This is a genomic window from Tardiphaga sp. (assembly GCF_028290495.1).
In the GTDB taxonomy this organism is placed as follows: domain Bacteria; phylum Pseudomonadota; class Alphaproteobacteria; order Rhizobiales; family Xanthobacteraceae; genus Tardiphaga.
Genome location: NZ_JAQGJT010000183.1, coordinates 1 through 16665, shown reverse-complemented (window position 1 = coordinate 16665; position 16665 = coordinate 1). Strand labels below are relative to the sequence as shown.

General features: G+C 62.8%; 17 protein-coding genes, 1 tRNA gene and 1 pseudogene. 9 read left to right on the top strand and 10 right to left on the bottom strand.

The window, feature by feature from the left end; all coding sequences use genetic code 11:
* Positions 1–74 precede the first annotated feature (74 nt).
* The 6 genes and pseudogenes from JWQ24_RS27170 to ptsN all read left to right on the top strand — a co-directional run bounded on the left by JWQ24_RS27170 (position 75) and on the right by ptsN (position 5119).
* Positions 75–794, top strand: coding sequence for a hypothetical protein (locus JWQ24_RS27170; protein WP_299815282.1), 720 nt, complete (start codon positions 75–77; stop codon positions 792–794).
* Positions 791–1243: an LptA/OstA family protein gene (locus JWQ24_RS27165; protein WP_299815279.1), complete on the top strand. Its 453-nt coding sequence runs from the start codon at positions 791–793 to the stop codon at positions 1241–1243. The genes JWQ24_RS27170 and JWQ24_RS27165 overlap by 4 nt, the downstream gene beginning before the upstream one ends.
* Positions 1244–1263: 20 nt before the next feature.
* A pseudogene (gene lptB / locus JWQ24_RS27160) lies at positions 1264–1995 on the top strand (LPS export ABC transporter ATP-binding protein); the annotation flags it as partial.
* Positions 1996–2085: 90 nt separating this feature from the next.
* Positions 2086–3753 carry an RNA polymerase factor sigma-54 gene (gene rpoN, locus JWQ24_RS27155; protein WP_299815276.1) on the top strand — a complete coding sequence of 556 codons (1668 nt, stop codon included), beginning with the start codon at positions 2086–2088 and terminating at the stop codon, positions 3751–3753.
* A gap of 60 nt (positions 3754–3813) precedes the next feature.
* A complete protein-coding gene (gene raiA / locus JWQ24_RS27150) occupies positions 3814–4422 on the top strand; it encodes a ribosome-associated translation inhibitor RaiA (RefSeq protein ID WP_299815273.1) in 609 nt (202 codons plus the stop codon).
* Positions 4423–4657: 235 nt separating this feature from the next.
* The gene (gene ptsN / locus JWQ24_RS27145; protein ID WP_299815270.1) at positions 4658–5119 is read left to right on the top strand and encodes a PTS IIA-like nitrogen regulatory protein PtsN; all 462 of its coding nucleotides are present in this window, start codon (positions 4658–4660) and stop codon (positions 5117–5119) included.
* A gap of 414 nt (positions 5120–5533) precedes the next feature.
* Here the strand turns inward: ptsN and JWQ24_RS27140 are convergent, their stop codons facing one another.
* From JWQ24_RS27140 to JWQ24_RS27105, 8 genes are all read right to left on the bottom strand, one after another.
* Positions 5534–5797, bottom strand: a complete 264-nt coding sequence (locus JWQ24_RS27140) for a DUF1150 domain-containing protein (RefSeq protein ID WP_299815267.1) — start codon at positions 5795–5797, stop codon at positions 5534–5536.
* Positions 5798–5904: 107 nt separating this feature from the next.
* A complete protein-coding gene (locus tag JWQ24_RS27135) occupies positions 5905–6330 on the bottom strand; it encodes an Hsp20 family protein (RefSeq protein ID WP_299815264.1) in 426 nt (141 codons plus the stop codon).
* Between the two features lie 164 nt (positions 6331–6494).
* Positions 6495–7589: a sn-glycerol-3-phosphate import ATP-binding protein UgpC gene (locus JWQ24_RS27130; RefSeq protein ID WP_299815260.1), complete on the bottom strand. Its 1095-nt coding sequence runs from the start codon at positions 7587–7589 to the stop codon at positions 6495–6497.
* Between the two features lie 7 nt (positions 7590–7596).
* The gene (ugpE, locus tag JWQ24_RS27125) at positions 7597–8445 is read right to left on the bottom strand and encodes a sn-glycerol-3-phosphate ABC transporter permease UgpE (RefSeq protein ID WP_299815257.1); all 849 of its coding nucleotides are present in this window, start codon (positions 8443–8445) and stop codon (positions 7597–7599) included.
* A complete protein-coding gene (ugpA, locus tag JWQ24_RS27120) occupies positions 8445–9326 on the bottom strand; it encodes a sn-glycerol-3-phosphate ABC transporter permease UgpA (RefSeq protein ID WP_299815254.1) in 882 nt (293 codons plus the stop codon). The genes ugpE and ugpA overlap by 1 nt, the downstream gene beginning before the upstream one ends.
* Before the next feature lie 31 nt (positions 9327–9357).
* On the bottom strand, positions 9358–10674 hold the full coding sequence (ugpB, locus tag JWQ24_RS27115) for a sn-glycerol-3-phosphate ABC transporter substrate-binding protein UgpB (protein WP_299815251.1): 1317 nt from the start codon (positions 10672–10674) through the stop codon (positions 9358–9360).
* A 218-nt stretch (positions 10675–10892) separates the two neighbouring features.
* Complete coding sequence (locus JWQ24_RS27110) at positions 10893–12101, bottom strand: CaiB/BaiF CoA-transferase family protein (protein WP_299815249.1); 1209 nt, start codon at positions 12099–12101, stop codon at positions 10893–10895.
* A gap of 146 nt (positions 12102–12247) precedes the next feature.
* The gene (locus JWQ24_RS27105) at positions 12248–12673 is read right to left on the bottom strand and encodes an organic hydroperoxide resistance protein (RefSeq protein ID WP_299815246.1); all 426 of its coding nucleotides are present in this window, start codon (positions 12671–12673) and stop codon (positions 12248–12250) included.
* Between the two features lie 159 nt (positions 12674–12832).
* On the opposite strand from JWQ24_RS27105, the gene JWQ24_RS27100 reads away from it, so the two are divergent.
* Entirely contained in the window at positions 12833–13291 is a 459-nt protein-coding gene (locus JWQ24_RS27100) for a MarR family transcriptional regulator (RefSeq protein WP_299815243.1), read from the top strand.
* Between the two features lie 261 nt (positions 13292–13552).
* Here the strand turns inward: JWQ24_RS27100 and JWQ24_RS27095 are convergent.
* Positions 13553–13628 (bottom strand) — tRNA-Ala (locus tag JWQ24_RS27095).
* Between the two features lie 64 nt (positions 13629–13692).
* Complete coding sequence (locus JWQ24_RS27090) at positions 13693–14118, bottom strand: TIGR02300 family protein (protein ID WP_299815241.1); 426 nt, start codon at positions 14116–14118, stop codon at positions 13693–13695.
* Positions 14119–14255: 137 nt separating this feature from the next.
* On the opposite strand from JWQ24_RS27090, the gene aroA reads away from it, so the two are divergent.
* Positions 14256–15605, top strand: coding sequence for a 3-phosphoshikimate 1-carboxyvinyltransferase (gene aroA, locus JWQ24_RS27085; protein ID WP_299815239.1), 1350 nt, complete (start codon positions 14256–14258; stop codon positions 15603–15605).
* A 77-nt stretch (positions 15606–15682) separates the two neighbouring features.
* Positions 15683–16321, top strand: a complete 639-nt coding sequence (cmk, locus tag JWQ24_RS27080) for a (d)CMP kinase (protein ID WP_299815237.1) — start codon at positions 15683–15685, stop codon at positions 16319–16321.
* Positions 16322–16665 lie beyond the last annotated feature (344 nt).

The following is a 16665-nucleotide window of genomic DNA, read 5'->3' as shown; positions in this document are numbered from 1 at the left end:
TTCCTGCCTACGCGGATCGAACTCGATCTGCTGGGTTGGGACGAAGAGGATATCTTCGCCCACTCCTGATGGCTGTGGCGCGCACTCAGACCTTCGATCAACGCGCCGCGATCCTGAGCGGGCTGCTCCGGCGCAACCGGCTGGTCGGCTTCCTGCGGGTCGCCATCCCGGCCGCCGGCGTCGCCACCTTCCTGATCCTGATGGGGCAGCTCTGGCTGTCCAATTTCGCCCGGCAATACGGCGTTTCCGGCATTCGCATCGATCGCGGCCAGCTGGTCGTCGAAACGCCCCAATATTCTGAGATTGGCGATGACGGTTCTCGCTATCTGGTGACGGCACGCGAAGCGCGCGCGCCGCTCTCCAGCCCTGACAACATCGACATGATCGAGCCGCATTTGACCTTCGAGCGTCCCGAGAAAGCGCCGTTCCACGCCGTTGCGGCGACCGCGAGTGTCAATACCAGCACGCACTATGTGGTGGCGCCTGGCGTCACCACCGTGCACAGCGACGATGGCCTGTCTGGTACGCTCACCGACGTTCACGCCAACATGGCGGAGCAGCTCACCACCGCCGAAGGCCCGGTCGACCTGACGTTCTCGGACGGCTCGCATCTGACCGCTGCCAACATGAACTTCGACGGCAAGGCGGATCTGTGGAGTTTCGACCAGGCGACCCTGGTGGTGCCCAACCTGCCCAAGCCGCATCCCTATTGGGGCAATGTGTTCCTGCTCTTCGCGCCAGCGATCGCCGACACGTCGGAGGCTCTCAATGCGCTGGGGGCTGGCAGCGAATGAAGCGGCTCGTCGTTCTCGCCTTGGCGGTAATGTTCGGCGTGGGCGCCGCCGCGGTGTCCGATCCGGTCAAGATCACCGGCGACAAGTTCGTCATCAACGACGCCGACCACACCGCAACGTTTACCGGCAAGGTCGTGGTGTTGCGTACCAAGCTCACCGTGTGGGCTGCCAAGGTGGTGGTCGAATATGGGAGCGGCGGACCAAGCGATATCAAGAGTTTCGTGGCCACCGGCAGTGTCCGCATCAAGACGCCCGAGCAGGACGCCACCGGCCAGAAAGCAGTGTACGACCCCAACTCGCAGTTGCTGCATCTGACCGGCAACGTCATCGTCATCAACGCGACGGGGACGGTCGGCAGCCCCGAGCTGGTGGTCAATCTTGGCACCAACACGTCGACCTTTACCGGCTCGACCGGCGGCCGGGTCACCGGGGTGTTCACGCCCAAATGAGTGAGGATGGCGACAGCCGGATCGACCAGAGCGGCTGGCTCGTCGCCCATGGGCTGGCCAAGAGCTTTGGCAAGAAGACCGTCGTGCACGACGTCTCGATCGCGGTGCGTCGCGGCGAGGCGGTCGGCCTGCTCGGCCCCAACGGCGCCGGCAAGACGACGGTGTTCTACATGATCACCGGCCTGATCAAGGCTGATCGCGGTGCCATCGAGCTGGACGGCCACGACGTCACCAAGCTGCCGATGTACCAGCGTGCCCGGCTCGGCATTGGCTACCTGCCGCAGGAAGCCTCGATTTTCCGCGGCCTCACGGTCGAGCAGAATATTCGCGCGGTGCTGGAGGTGGTCGAGCCGAACCGCAAGAAGCGCGAGGCCGAGCTGAATTCGCTGCTCGACGAGTTCAACATCCAGAAGCTGCGCAAATCGCCGTCGATCGCGCTGTCCGGCGGCGAGCGGCGCCGTGTCGAAATCGCCCGCGCGCTGGCCACCCGGCCGAATTACATGCTGCTCGACGAACCCTTCGCCGGCATCGACCCGATTGCGGTGGGCGACATCCAGGATCTGGTCCGCCACCTCACCAATCGGGGGATCGGCGTGCTGATTACCGACCACAATGTCCGCGAGACATTGGGGCTGACAGACCGCGCCTACATCGTTTATGCTGGTGAAATCCTGACGGAAGGGTCTCCTGAAGAGATCGTGGCCAACCCGGATGTCCGCCGCCTTTATCTCGGCGAGGAATTCCGCCTCTAGCCCAAAATTACAATTCGTCAAGCCGTGTACATCATCAAGCAAAAGGGATAAGCAAGAAACGGACCAACTTTTGGATCGGTTTTTGCCGCCATGGCGCTGACGCAGAGACTAGAGTTTCGTCAATCCCAGTCCCTGGTGATGACGCCGCAGCTGATGCAAGCCATCAAGCTGCTGCAGCTCTCAAATCTTGACCTGTCGACCTTCGTCGAGGATGAACTGGAGCGCAATCCGCTGCTGGAACGCGCCAGCGACGGCAGCGAGCCTGCGGTGGCCGGCGAGGCAGGCCCCGAACGTGCCGAATTCACTGACCATGTCCAGGACGACAGTTTTCCCGGCCATGACAGCGCCGGCGACCCGTCGGATTTCTCCGACCGCGCCAGCGGCGAAAACTTCGATGCGCAGGCGCCCGACGAGTGGATGAACCGCGAACTAGGCAGCCGTGCCGAGATCGAGCAGACGCTCGACACCGGCCTCGAGAACGTGTTTTCCGAGGAGCCGTCGGAAGCCGCCGCGCGCAATGCGCAGGATGCCGCGCCCACCGCCTATACCGAATGGGGCGGCGGCGCATCCTCCGAAGATAGCTACAACCTCGAAGCCTTTGTCGCCGCCGAAATCACGCTGGGCAGTCACCTTGCCGAGCAGCTGGCGGTGGCCTTCACCTCGCCGAAGCTGCGCATGATCGGTCAATATCTGATCGATCTGGTGGACGAGGCCGGCTACCTGCCGCCCGATCTCGGCGGCGTCGGCGAGCGGCTCGGCGCATCGTCGGACGATGTCGAGACGGTACTCGGCGTGCTGCAGAAATTCGATCCGCCGGGCGTTTGCGCGCGCGGCTTGAGCGAATGCCTCGCGATCCAGTTGCGTGAGCAGAACCGCTACGATCCTGCGATGCAGGCCTTGGTCGAACACCTCGATCTGCTGGCCAAGCGCGACATTGGAAATCTGCGAAAAATCTGCGGCGTAGATGACGAAGATCTTGCCGATATGATTGGCGAGATTCGCCGGCTCAATCCGAAGCCGGGTTTGAAATACGCCTCGGCGCGGACCCAGACCGTGGTGCCGGATGTCTATGTGCGGCCCGGCCCGGATGGCGGCTGGCACGTCGAACTGAACAGCGACACGCTGCCGCGCGTGCTGGTCAACCAAGTCTATTATTCCGAATTGTCGAAGACGATCCGCAAGGATGGCGACAAGTCGTATTTCACCGACTGCCTGCAGAACGCGACGTGGCTGGTGCGTGCGCTCGATCAGCGCGCCCGCACGATCCTGAAGGTTGCGACCGAAATCGTGCGCCAGCAGGATGGCTTCTTCACGCAGGGCGTCGCCCATCTGCGGCCGCTGAATTTGAAGGCCGTCGCCGACGCGATCCAGATGCACGAATCGACCGTGTCGCGCGTGACCGCCAACAAATATATGGCGACCAATCGCGGCAGTTTTGAATTGAAGTATTTCTTTACGGCGTCGATCGCGTCCGCCGATGGCGGCGAAGCGCATTCGGCGGAGGCCGTGCGCCATCACATCAAGCAATTGATTGACAACGAAAGCCCGTCGATCATCCTGTCGGATGATACTATCGTGGAACGCCTGCGCGAGACGGGCATTGATATCGCGCGTCGTACTGTGGCGAAATACCGCGAAGCCATGCGGATACCGTCATCGGTGCAACGTCGCCGCGACAAGCAGAGCATGCTCGGCAATGCACTCACGGCGCCTGCATCCTCTTCTACCGACAGGTCCCGCGACATCGCGCCAGCTTGATTGCGCTCCGGCCAAATCGGGATACTGTCAGTTGAAGTCAGATCGAATCGAGGCATCAACATGACCCTTCGTATCTCGGGAAAAAGCATCAGTGTCGGTGACGCGTTGCGTGGCCGCGTCAGTGAGCGAACTGACGAAGTTCTGCGAAAATATTTTGATGGTAATTATTCCGGCCACATTACGCTGAGCAAGGATGGCTTTGGCTTCCGCACCGATTGTGCGCTGCATCTGGATTCCGGAATCACGCTCGAAGCCGATTCGAATGCTACCGACGCCTATGCCAGCGCGGATCAGGCGCTGTTGCAGATCGAGAAGCGGCTGCGCCGCTACAAGAGCCGGCTGAAGGATCGCTCCGCGCGCAAGGCGCATGCGGAAGCCGTTGCCATCGCCGAACTGACAACACCGACGTTGCATGCGCCGAGCTACATTATCGAGGCGCCGGCCGGCGAGGACGAGCATGACGAGACCGGCTACGATCCGGTGATCATCGCCGAGGCGACGACGTCGCTGCGGCGGTTCTCGGTAAGTGAGGCGGTGCTGGAGCTCGACTTTACCGGCGCTGCCGTAGTTGTCTTCCAGCACGGCTCCAGCGGCCGGGTAAACATCGTGTACCGACGCGCCGACGGTAACGTGGGATGGGTCGATCCGCCGGTGGTTAAACCCTCCTGACGGCATTGACGCCCCGTTTGGCCGAACCTATGGTCCGCCGCCTTTGACAGGCCGTGATTCACGATAACCTCGTAACGGTCCGTCAAAGCAATATCGCACGGGGCGTTCCGGTGCTAGGATACGCCCGGGCATAGGCGCCCGGCGTCTTCTGATACAAGAACGCCTCTTCCACTTACTTGACGCTGCCGGTCTACCCCGCTTCACCTGCTGACGCTCAACATCCTCGGAACGATCCATGACGATTACCGATCTGGTCGCACCCGAGGCGATCCTCCCGACGTTAAAGGTCAACAGCAAGAAGCAGGCGCTGCAGGAACTGGCGGCGCGCGCCTCCGTGCTCACCGGGCAGACCGAGCGTGCTATCTTTGAAGTATTGCTGCAGCGGGAAAAGCTCGGCACCACCGCCGTGGGCTACGGCGTTGCGATTCCTCACGGCAAGCTGCCGACGCTGGACAAATTGTTCGGCCTGTTTGCACGGCTGGAGCGCCCGATCGATTTCGAGGCCATGGATGGCCAGCCGGTCGATCTCGTCTTCCTGCTGCTGGCTCCCGAAGGCGCCGGCGCGGACCATCTGAAGGCTCTGGCCCGCATCGCCCGCCTGTTGCGCGATCAGGACGTCGCCAAGAAGCTGCGCGCCTCGCGCGACGCCCAGGCGATCTATTCCGTGCTGGCGCTGCCCCCAGCCACCGCCGCCTGACCAGACTTTCCGACGTTCAAGCCGCGAATTCTTGGGCCGGGGGCGAAGTGGGCCGTTCGTTGAAAACGGCCTTCGGGCCATCGACGACCACCATCGGCGCGACCTCGAATCTGCGCATGATTCGAACTTCCCGGAACATGGTGAATGCGAACTCACTAAATCCAGTTGGGACGGGGGCGTAAGCAGCGCCGATGCGGGATGGATCGGGCAATTAGAGTTATTGATCGCGCGGCGCGGGCATCCGCCGCGGCGCCTAACAGGCGGTAATTTTTCCGAGGTGTGGAATTGGCGGGTTAGATAAACACCGACGGTACAGGCCGTCGTTTAAAGCGACGAGCGACCTGCAAGATTCCGGAAAAGCGATACGCGGGACCGTGCCCGCGTATCGCAAACTCTATTAAAATACGTCGGCGTTCAGTGAACGCTGACGGCCTGCAATTCCTGGCTCCAGGCATTGGCGATCGCTGCTTCGCGGCTGCCGGTCAGCATGATCGGCGTGCCGTCTGCGGCATGCAGCGCGAAAAGCTTAAGCCCGGGCGCGATATGCGGCGCCTGCGGAAACAGTCCTGGCACGTCCTCCGAGCGGATCTGCTTCACATAGGCGATCAAGCCGTCGCCCAGATGTGCAAGCGCGTCGGTGGAAACGCCTTCGGTCTCAAAGATCACAGATTCAGTCATCGTCTCGACTCCTTATGTTTAAACCAAGCGGTCGAGTCCGCTACTTGTTCCATTCAGGATGCATGACCTGACCGAAAAACCGGAATCCGCTTTTTCGGGTTCACGCATTATTCGTGTTCATTGATAGCGATTGTCTTAACGACCCTTTCAGGCTCCGGCCTGGTGAGATCGACCGACAACAGCCCGTTCTTCAAATCCGCACCCAGCACCAGCATCCCCTCCGCCAGCACGAAGGTGCGCTGGAAGTGGCGCGCGGCGATGCCGCGATGGATGTACTGCCGGGTCTTGTCGTCCTGCTGGCGGCCCCGAATGACGAGCTGGTTTTCCTCGGTGGTCACATCGAGTTGATCACGGGTGAACCCCGCGACCGCCAGCGTGATGCGCAGGCGTTCGGGCTGGCCGTTGTTACGGTCGCACCGCTCGATATTGTAGGGAGGATAGCCGTCGGCGCCTTTGACGACTCGGTCGAGCGCACGCTCGATCTCGTCGAATCCCAGAAGGAACGGACTGGATAACGAAGGAACACGAGACATAAATACAAAGCCCTCTCGAAGCGACTTTGGTAAATCAGGGCCCTTGCGGCGCCCCCTTCATCGACGGCGGATTGCCGACCGATGCATCCAATATGGGCATGGGATTACGGGGGTTCAAGCACCCCGGAGTAGTGGGCCGATGGGCTCCAACACCTTGAAGCGGGTCAGACATCGATCCGCTGCCGGCCGTCGGCGCTGAACAGGTGCAATTTGTCGCGCGGGGCGATGGCGCGGATGTGCTCGCCGACCGCGGGCGCGGTCTGGCCGGGGATGCGGACGATCACCTCGCCTTCCGGCAGCTCGCCGGGGGTGGCGCTGACGCCTTGCGCGCCCTCGCGGGAGCCGTAGACGAAGGTTTCCGGGCCGACCCGCTCGATCGCCTCGACGGTCAGGTCCAGCGCGAGGCCGCCGGGGGCGACCGCGTCGCTCGAGATCGAGAGGTCTTCCGGCCGGACGCCGAGAATGCCGGCCGTGGTCGTGCCACGGCTGTCGCCGGCGAATTGCAGGCCGATTTCGCCGGGGCGCATCGCGATCAGGTTCATCGGCGGCGCGCCGATGAAGGAGGCGACGAAGGTGGTGGCCGGCTTCCGGTAGATATCGAGCGGGTTGCCGATCTGCTCGACCTCGCCGCCATTCATCACCACCAGGATGTCCGCCAGCGTCATCGCCTCGAGCTGGTCGTGGGTGACGTAGATCGAGGTGGTCTTCAGCCGGCGCTGCAATTTTCGGATTTCGACCCGCATCGCGACGCGCAGCTTGGCGTCGAGGTTGGACAGGGGTTCGTCGAACAGGAACACTTTTGGCTGCCGCACGATGGCGCGGCCCATCGCGACGCGCTGGCGCTGGCCGCCGGAGAGCTGTCGCGGCTTGCGCTCGAGCATCGTCGTGATTTCGAGAATCGCGGCGGCCTCGCGGACGCGGCTGTCGATCTCGGGCTTCGGCATCCCCCTGTTGCGCAGCCCATAGGCCATGTTGTTGTAGACGCTCATGTGCGGATACAGCGCGTAGTTCTGGAACACCATCGCGATGTCGCGATCGGCCGGCTCGACCTCGTTGACGACGCGGCCGCCGATGTCGATCTCGCCGGAGCTGATGGTTTCCAGCCCCGCCACCATCCGCAGCAAGGTCGACTTGCCGCAGCCGGAGGGGCCGACCAGCACGCAGAACTGGCCATCGGGAATCTCGAAGTCGATGCCCTTGATGGCCTCGAAGCCGCCGGGATAGGTTTTTCGTACGTTGCGCAGCGAGACGTTCGACATCAGGTTCCTACTTCTCGGTCTCGACCAGGCCGCGCACGAACAGGCGCTGCATCAGGATAACGACGGCAACCGGCGGCAGCATCGCCAGCACCGCGGTGCACATCACGATCGGCCATTCGGTCAGCGCGTCGGTGGTGGTGATCATCTTGCGGATGCCGATCACAATGGTCTGCATGTCGTCGCGCGTGGTGATCAGCAGCGGCCAGAGATATTGATTCCAGCCATAGATGAACAGGATCACGAACAAGGCCGCCATGTTGGTGCGCGACAGCGGCAGCAGCGTATCCCAGAAGAACCGGAACGGACCCGCGCCATCCAGTTTGGAGGCTTCCAGCAATTCATCCGGCACGGTCATGAAGAACTGTCGGAACAGCAGGGTCGCGGTCGCCGAGGCGATCAGCGGCAGCGTCAGGCCGGCATAGGAATCCAGCATCCCGAAGTCGGCGGCGATCTTGTAGGTTGGATAGATGCGCACCTCGACCGGCAGCATCAGCGTGATGAAGATCATCCAGAAGATCGCCATCCGGAACGGAAAGCGGAAATACACGATGGCATAGGCCGACAGGATCGAGATCGCGATCTTGCCGATCGCGATCGACAGCGCCATCACCAGCGAGTTGAACAGCATCACGCCGACCGGCTCGCGGGTCGAGCCGGACGAGCCGACGAACAACGTCCTGGTGTAGTTCTCGATCAGGTGGCTGCCTGGCAGCAGCGACATCTGGCCGTTGGCGATCGAGGCGGCATCCTGTGTTGAGGCGACGAACGCCAGATAGACCGGGAACGCGACGATGGCGATGCCGATCCACAGAATGAAATGCGCGACGAAGCGCCGGAAGCCCTGAGCTTCTACCATCAATACGTCACCTTGCGTTCGACGTAGCGGAACTGGATAGCGGTCAGCGCCACCACGATCACCATCAGCATCACCGATTGCGCCGCCGAGGAGCCGAGATTGCCGCCGAGCAAGCCGTCGAGATAAACCTTGTAGACCAGCGTTTCCGTCGCCTTCGCGGGGCCGCCGCCGGTCATCGCGTCGATGATGCCGAACGTGTCGAAGAAGGCGTAGACGATGTTGACGACGATCAGAAAGAAGATGGTCGGCGTCAGCAGCGGGAAGGTGACGGTCCAGAACCGGCGCATCGGTCGGGCGCCGTCGATCGCTGCGGCTTCCAGCACGCTTTTCGGGATCGCCTGCAATCCTGCAAGGAAGAACAGGAAGTTGTAGGAAATCTGCTTCCACGCGGCCGCCAGCACGATCAGCGTCACCGCGTGGTTGCCGTTGAGCTGCGGATTCCAGTCAAGCCCCATGCCGCGCAAGCCGCGCGCGAGCACGCCGAGCGACGGATGCAGCATGAATATCCACAGCACACCGGCCACCGCGGGCGCCACCGCATAGGGCCAGATCAGCAGCGTGCGATAAAGACCCGCGCCTTTGAGCTGCTTGTCGGCCATCACCGCCAGCAGCAGCGCGAACGACAGCGACGAGCCGCCGATCGCCGCCGAGAAGACGAAGGTACGCAGGATCGCTTCGTAATATTCAGGCTGAGTCAGCAGGTCAGAGTAATTCTCGAACCAGATGAAGGTGGTCGAGAGCCCGAACGCATCCTGCAGCAGGAACGACTGCCACACCGCCTGCGCTGCCGGCCAGTAGAAGAACAGCAGCACCACCGCGACCTGCGGCGTCAGCAGCAGGAACGGCAGCAGCGGCGAGCGGAAGGTGGATTGCTTTTGCATAGTTCGCTCGCTGATCTGCAGCGGCTCCCCTCTACCTGCTCACCGTTTTCTCGAACTGCCGCAGCATCACGTTGCCGCGCGCCACCGCGTTGTCGAGCGCCTGTTTGGCAGTCTTCTTGCCGGCCAAAGCGGTCTCGATCTCTTCCGCCCAGATGTCACGCAGTTGCACCATGTTGCCGAGGCGCAGGCCGCGCGAATTCTCGGTCGGTTCCTTGTTGGTCAGTTCCAGCAGCGGCGTCTCCAGATAGGGCGCGTCCTTGTAAAAGCCCTGCTCTTTCGCCTTGGCGTAGGCGGCCTTGGTGATCGGCAGATAGCCGGATGCTTTGTGGATCGCGACCTGACGGTCGGTGTCGGACAGGAAGGTCAGGAATTTGGCGACGCCCTTGTATTCATCGGGCTTCTTGCCGCCCATCACCCACAGCGAGGCGCCGCCGATGATCGAATTCTGCGGCGCGCCGGCCTCGTCCGGGTAATACGGCATCGGCGCGTTGGTCCAGTCGAACTTCGCCGCCCCCTTCACCTGGCCGAAGAAGCCCGACGAGGTCAGGAAGATCGGGCATTCGCCGGAGGTGAAGCGACCTTCCGAGGAATTGGTGCGGCCGGAATAGTCGTAGGTCTTGTCCTTCTGCAGCTCGATCAGGGTTTCGAGATGCTTGATCTGCAGCGGACCGTTGAATTCCAGCACGGTGTCGAAACCGTCGAGCCCGTTGGCCTTTGAGGCCAGCGGCTTGTTATGCCAGGCCGAAAGCTGTTCGAGGTTGGCCCAGGTCACCCACGCCGTGGAGAAGCCGCAGGTCGCGTAGCCCGCCGCCTTCAGCTTTTTGGCGTCCTCGAACACTTCCGGCCAGGTCTTCGGGATCTCGGCGATGTCAGCCTTCTTCAGCGCGTCCTTGTTGATCCACATCACCATCGAGGACGAGTTGAAGGGGAACGACAGCATCTCGCCCTTCGAGGTCGAGTAGTAGCCGGTGATCGCCGGCAAATAGTCTTTGGCGTCGAACTTCTCGCCGGCTTCTTCCATCAGTTTGTAGACCGGCTTCACCGCGCCGGTGGCGGACATCATGGTGGCGGTGCCGACTTCGAACACCTGCATGATATGCGGCGCATTGCCGGCGCGGAACGCGGCGATGCCGGCGTTCATGGTGTCGGGATAGCTGCCCTTGTAGGCCGGAACCACCTTGTAGTCGCTCTGCGAGGCGTTGAACTCTTCGGCGAGCTTGACGACGACATCGTTGTTGCCGCCGGTCATCGCGTGCCACCACTGGATCTCGGTGACCGCATAGGCCGGCGACGCGAGCACGAGGGTGGAGGCGAGCAGGCCGGCAAGGCCGAGGTGGGGTCGAATCATACAAGTCTCCCGGTCGTCATCATCGTTGGTGCGCTGCTAACGGCGCGGGATGACGTGGGAATGACCTATAGTTGAGCCTTCGCCCGGGCGAAAGCGCCAGCGAGGAAAAGTCGTTAAATCTCCCGTGTACCCGGCCGGGTCTGCAGACGTGGTGGTCCCGAATGCGCAGTGCACCACGCCGCTGGCGCGGCCTGATGCACTGCGTCCGGGAGGGGGGCCTATCGCTTGCGTTCCGGGCCGCTGACAGTTCCCTTGGCGACGAGGTCCTTGATCTCATCCGCCGAATAGCCGAACTCGCCGAGCACTTCCGTGGCGTGCTCGCTGAATTTCGGCGGGACGCGCCGCAGGCTGGCCTTGGTCCGGTCGAAACGGACCGGCGAGGCGATGCCCTTGTACCAATCCTTCTCGATGATATCGCCGCGCGCGATGGTGTGCGGATTGGCGAGTGCCTTGTCGATCGACTGCACGGGACCGGCGGGAAGGCCGGCCGCGAGCAGGCGCCTGCACAACGGCTCGCCGTCTTCCTTCGTCAGGATCGCCTCCAGCTCGGCGCGCAACTCGTCGCGATTGACGACGCGGTCGCGGTTGCGCGCAAAGCGCGGATCCGTGCCGAGCTCCGGCTTGCCGAGTTCCTTGCACAGTTTGCGATAGGTGGCGTCATTGCCGACGCCGACGAAGATGTCGCCGTCGCGCGCTGTAAACACTGCGTAGGGATACAGGTTGGGGTGCTCGTTGCCGGTGCGCGCCGGCGGCTTGCCGCCGTTCATGAAGTAATTGGCGGTGTGCGGATGCATGATCGCCAGGCCGGTCTCGTACAGCGTCGCTTCCACGAACTGGCCGAGCCCGGATTTGGCGCGCTCCGCCAGCGCCATCAAAATGCCGACGCAGGCATAGAGCCCGGTCGACATGTCGACGAGAGCCACGCCGATGCGAGTCGGGCCGCTATCCGCCGTGCCGGTGGATGCCATCAGGCCGACCATCGATTGAATCACGGCGTCGTAGCCGGGATGTCCACCATGCGGGCCGTCGCCACCGAAGCCGGAAATCCGGCAATGGATCAGTTTCGGAAATTTCGCGCGCAGCACATCGTTGCCAATGCCCCATTTATCGAGCGTGCCCGGCTTGAAATTCTCGATCATCACGTCGGCATCTTCGAGCATCCGCATCAGGACGACGCGACCGGCCTCGGAGGCGAGGTCGAGGCCGATCGAACGCTTGTTGCGGTTGGTGCCGATGAAGTAGGCCGCGTCGTCCTCGTGGAACGGAGGGCCCCAGTCGCGGGTCTCGTCGCCGGCCGGCGGCTCCACCTTGACGACGTCGGCACCGTGGTCGGCGAGAATCTGCGTGCAGTAGGGGCCGCCGAGAACGCGCGACAGGTCTATCACGCGCAAGCCGGCAATGGCGCCGGGAGCAATTTGAGGAATCATGAGGCGCTTCTGTGCTCTTTGTTGTTGGTCGTCCAACCCATAAACCACCAGAAGCGCGTCTTCGCAAATGCCGGCAGCCATGCGGTTCGTGGCTGGCGCAAACGGGCCTGCCGGCTTTCCGGCAGACCCGCATCAAAGGCATTTGATCAGACGATGACGGAGCGCACGTCGATATTCCCTCGGGTGGCATTGGAATACGGGCAGATCTGGTGCGCCTTCTCGACCAGGGCCTCGGCCTCGGCGGCAGCAACACCCGGCAATGACACTGCGAGTTCGACATCCAGACCGAAGCCGCCGGCCGAACGCGGTCCGATGCCGACCGTCGCGGTGACCGCGACATCCGCCGGTACCTTGGGGCCGCCCTGTGAGGCCACAAATTTCATCGCGCCGATGAAGCAGGCGGCGTAGCCGGCCGCGAACAACTGCTCGGGGTTGTTGCCTTCGCCGCCGGCGCCGCCCAATTCCCTGGGAGTCGCGAGTTTGACGTCGAGCGCGCCGTCCAGGGTGGCGGCATGGCCGTCGCGGCCGCCGGTAGCCTTGGCGCTGGTCTTGTAGAGCACGTTGACTGACATGGTCCGGTTCCTTGTTTGTGGTCCAACGCCATCAATATTGCGAACAATTAGATTGTTCACAATATAAAATATCGACGTCGCAATCTAATTGTGCTCAATTGATTGTGAACTGATGCAGGGCGGCGCCGGCAAGGCGGCCCGCGCCGACAGGAGATTGCGATGGCCAGGAAGTTGGCGGCCTATCCGCCGCTGAAGCTCGAAAACCAGATCTGCTTTGCGGTCTATTCCGCCGCGCATGCGTTCACCCGCGTCTACAAACCGTTGCTTGATGGGCTGGGGCTGACCTATCCGCAATATCTGGTGATGTTGGTGCTGTGGGAGCGCGACGATGTCGCGGTGAAATATATCGGCGAGCGGCTGTTTCTGGATTCGGGCACGCTGACGCCGCTGCTGAAGCGCTTGGAGGCGGCCGGGCTGATTCGTCGCACTCGCAATCCCGACGACGAGCGGCAGGTGATGATCGCCCTGACGCCGCAAGGTCAGGCGTTGCGCGACAAGGCCAAGACCGTGCCGCACGGCGTGCTCGCGGCCGCGGCCTGTTCGGCCGACGAAATGCTGACGATGAAGGACGAAATCGTGGCGCTGCGCGACCGACTCAATGCGGTGCTGGGGGAGTGAGGGGCGTTTAGCGGCGGGAGCGGATTTTTGGCGGCGTGCCCGGTGATTCGCCGCTTCGGGTCCGCCGTCGCGCCGGTATTTTCTGGTCGGGAAAATTGATCCAGCGGATGATACCGCCGTACCACATCATCGAACTCGCCCGGAGTCGCCCAAAAAAGCGGTTGCTAGAAAAAGTGGAAATTTTCAGTTCGTCGCTGCCCCTCGGGCTATGACGCGACATCCTTGGCTTGAAGAGCCGGAGCTTGCGAAGCAAGCGAAGGATGGTGGAGCCAGGCGGGATCGAACCGCCGACCTCTTGCATGCCATGCAAGCGCTCTCCCAGCTGAGCTATGGCCCCTTAACTTGCGCGAGTCGCTGGAAACGTCTCGCGCGCAAACCCTGACCACAGATCAGGATTGATCTCAAGTCTCTTCGTCACCAGAAACGTCACCAATGATGTCTGTGACATCATCGTCGCCATCTTCTTCGTCGGCGATGAAGGTCGAGTCGTCATCCTCGTCATCGTCGATTGTGTCGTCGGCGTCAATATCATCTTCCGATTCGAGCACAGCTGCCTTTTTGCCGGTGTTTTCCTCGGCATCGGCTTCCTCGAGCGGAACCAGTTCGTCCTCGGTATCCGCCACTTCCGGCTGCTCGGCAGCAGACGCAGCCGCGGAGGCGGCGGCGGCGCGCGAAGCGGCGTCGGCACGGGTGCGCGGCGGCGGAATCGGCGCAATCGGCACCACCTCACCCGTATACGGTGAAATCACCGGGGTCTTGTTGAGGTCATAAAACTTTTTGCCCGTCGTGGGGCAAATGCGCTTGGTTCCGAGATCGGATTTGGCCACGTGTGGATCCTAGGGAATTTTTTGAAAAACGGTGCTTCACTTGGCTAGTTGCCGCGCCAGTGTCAATAGCGCTCTGCGCGTGGCGTGACGCGGCGCGACCCATATGGTACGAGCCTGCCGCGTAAAGGAACACAATCTTGACCCATTCAGATGGCCCCGCGGCCGTAGCCACCCCCCTCTCGGCCCGCAAGAGTTCAGCCCTCAAGGGCCGCGAACGCGTGCCCGGCGACAAGTCGATCTCGCACCGGGCGCTGATTTTAGGCGCGCTGGCGGTGGGCGAGACCCGGATCACCGGCCTCTTGGAGGGCGAGGACGTCCTCAATACCGCCAAGGCGATGCAGGCCTTGGGCGCGCAGGTCGCGCGCACCGGCGATTTTGCCTGGACCGTGCGCGGCGTCGGCGTCGCCGGCTTCGCGACGCCCAGGAATGCGCTGGATTTCGGCAATTCCGGCACCGGCTGCCGGCTGGTGATGGGCGCCGTCGCAGGCTGCCCGATCGAGGCGACCTTCGATGGCGACGCCTCGCTGCGCAGTCGGCCGATGCGCCGGATCGTCGATCCGCTCGCTTTGATGGGCGCCCGCGTCACTCACAGCCAGGAAGGCGGCCGGCTGCCGATGACGCTGCAGGGCGCGCGCGACCCGCTGCCGATCGTTTACCGCACACCGGTGGCGTCAGCCCAGATCAAGTCCGCGGTGTTGCTGGCGGGGCTGTCAGCCCCCGGCACGACTACGGTGATCGAGAGCGAGGCCAGCCGCGACCATACCGAGCTGATGCTGAGGCACTTTGGCGCGCAGATCGTCTCCGAGAAGGAAGGCGTTCACGGCCGCAAGATCACGCTGACCGGCCAGCCGGAGCTGCGCGGCGCCAATGTCGTGGTGCCGGCCGATCCGTCCTCGGCGGCATTCCCGATCGTCGCGGCGCTGGTCGTACCGGGTTCCGACATCGTGCTAACCGACGTCATGACCAATCCGCTGCGCACCGGCCTGTTTACGACCTTGCGCGAGATGGGAGCTTCCATCGAGGAAAGCGAAGTGCGTGGCGACGCAGGCGAGCCGATGGCCCAGTTCCGGATTCGGGCCTCGAAGCTGCACGGTGTCGAAGTGCCGCCGGAGCGGGCGCCGTCGATGATCGACGAATATCTGGTGCTGGCGGTGGCTGCCAGCTTCGCTGAGGGCACTACCATCATGCGCGGCCTGCAGGAATTGCGGGTCAAGGAATCCGACCGGCTGGAGGCCACCGCAGCGATGCTGCGCGTCAACGGCGTCAAGGTGGAGATCTCCGGCGACGACCTGATCGTCGAGGGCAACGGGCGGGTCGCGGGCGGCGGCCTGGTCGCCACCCATATGGACCACCGGATTGCGATGTCGGCGCTGGTGATGGGGCTGGCTTCCGAGCAGCCCGTCACCATCGATGACACCACCTTCATCGCCACCAGCTTCCCGGATTTCATCCCGATGATGCAGCGGCTCGGCGCGGAGTTCGCATAGACCGATCCGGCGTGGATATTTGACAGTCCGGGTGCTAAGTCGCGCTGAACGGAATGTAGACGAGTAGCTCTAATCGCATGATCATCGCCATCGACGGACCGGCCGCATCCGGAAAAGGCACACTGGGCAAGCGCCTCGCCCGGCATTATGGCTACCGTCACCTCGATACCGGAGTGATCTACCGCGCCGTCGCCAAGGCGCTGCTCGACGCCGGCGCCGAACTCACCGATGAGGAATTGGCGGTCGCGGCTGCCTTGGAGCTCGATCCGGAGAAGTTCGGCCATCCGTCGCTCAAGACCCAGCAGATTGGCGATGCGGCGTCCGTGGTTTCGGCATTTCCGCGGGTTCGCGAGGCGCTTCTGAGCTTCCAGCGCCGCTTTACGGAGGACCCGCCGGGCGCCGTGCTCGATGGCCGCGACATCGGCACCGTGATCTGTCCGGACGCCGACGTGAAGATCTTCGTTATAGCCGATCCTGTGGTCCGGGCCCGGCGCCGCACTCTGGAGGCCAAGGCGCGCGGCGAGGTGGCCGATGAGGCCGCCGTGCTGGCGGATATCCTGCGCCGCGATGAGCGCGACCGGAACCGGGCCGTCGCGCCGCTGAAGCCTGCCGCAGATGCATACTTGCTGGATAACTCCAATTTGGATATAGAAGGCGGCGTCCGGGCCGCCATCGATATTGTCGAGGCCGTCCGAGCGGGCCGGCAGCGGGTCTGATTTACCCAGACTAAACCGCTGCCGTCATTGGAGGAAAGCCCGCTCCTGGTCTTGAACGTCGGTCTTTGATCGACTGCCTTGGCACCGGATTATCAACGTCTCAATCGTGCAGTCATGCTGCCGGCCCGTTCCTGTGATTTCCCGCAGGGCGGTCGTTAGGGGTTGCGGACCCCTAACACTTCGCGTTTGAGGCGCCCTTTCACCCGAATGGTCGGCAATACCCGCACCTGGAGAACAAATGGCTTCGACTGCTGCTTCTTATAATCCTTCACGCGACGATTTCGCCGCGATGCTCGACGAGTCCTTCGCAGGTGGCAACCTGCAGGAAAGCTCCGTCATCAAGG

What these genes read in the sequence shown, in the direction of transcription:
- JWQ24_RS27165 (WP_299815279.1), top strand. Translation starts at nt 791, where the DNA reads ATGAAGCGGCTCGTCGTTCTCGCCTTGGCGGTAATGTTCGGCGTGGGC.
- rpoN (WP_299815276.1), top strand. Translation starts at nt 2,086, where the DNA reads ATGGCGCTGACGCAGAGACTAGAGTTTCGTCAATCCCAGTCCCTGGTG.
- raiA (WP_299815273.1), top strand. Translation starts at nt 3,814, where the DNA reads ATGACCCTTCGTATCTCGGGAAAAAGCATCAGTGTCGGTGACGCGTTG.
- ptsN (WP_299815270.1), top strand. Translation starts at nt 4,658, where the DNA reads ATGACGATTACCGATCTGGTCGCACCCGAGGCGATCCTCCCGACGTTA.
- JWQ24_RS27140 (WP_299815267.1), bottom strand. Translation starts at nt 5,797, where the DNA reads ATGACTGAATCTGTGATCTTTGAGACCGAAGGCGTTTCCACCGACGCG.
- JWQ24_RS27135 (WP_299815264.1), bottom strand. Translation starts at nt 6,330, where the DNA reads ATGTCTCGTGTTCCTTCGTTATCCAGTCCGTTCCTTCTGGGATTCGAC.
- JWQ24_RS27130 (WP_299815260.1), bottom strand. Translation starts at nt 7,589, where the DNA reads ATGTCGAACGTCTCGCTGCGCAACGTACGAAAAACCTATCCCGGCGGC.
- ugpE (WP_299815257.1), bottom strand. Translation starts at nt 8,445, where the DNA reads ATGGTAGAAGCTCAGGGCTTCCGGCGCTTCGTCGCGCATTTCATTCTG.
- ugpA (WP_299815254.1), bottom strand. Translation starts at nt 9,326, where the DNA reads ATGCAAAAGCAATCCACCTTCCGCTCGCCGCTGCTGCCGTTCCTGCTG.
- ugpB (WP_299815251.1), bottom strand. Translation starts at nt 10,674, where the DNA reads ATGATTCGACCCCACCTCGGCCTTGCCGGCCTGCTCGCCTCCACCCTC.
- JWQ24_RS27110 (WP_299815249.1), bottom strand. Translation starts at nt 12,101, where the DNA reads ATGATTCCTCAAATTGCTCCCGGCGCCATTGCCGGCTTGCGCGTGATA.
- JWQ24_RS27105 (WP_299815246.1), bottom strand. Translation starts at nt 12,673, where the DNA reads ATGTCAGTCAACGTGCTCTACAAGACCAGCGCCAAGGCTACCGGCGGC.
- JWQ24_RS27100 (WP_299815243.1), top strand. Translation starts at nt 12,833, where the DNA reads ATGGCCAGGAAGTTGGCGGCCTATCCGCCGCTGAAGCTCGAAAACCAG.
- cmk (WP_299815237.1), top strand. Translation starts at nt 15,683, where the DNA reads ATGATCATCGCCATCGACGGACCGGCCGCATCCGGAAAAGGCACACTG.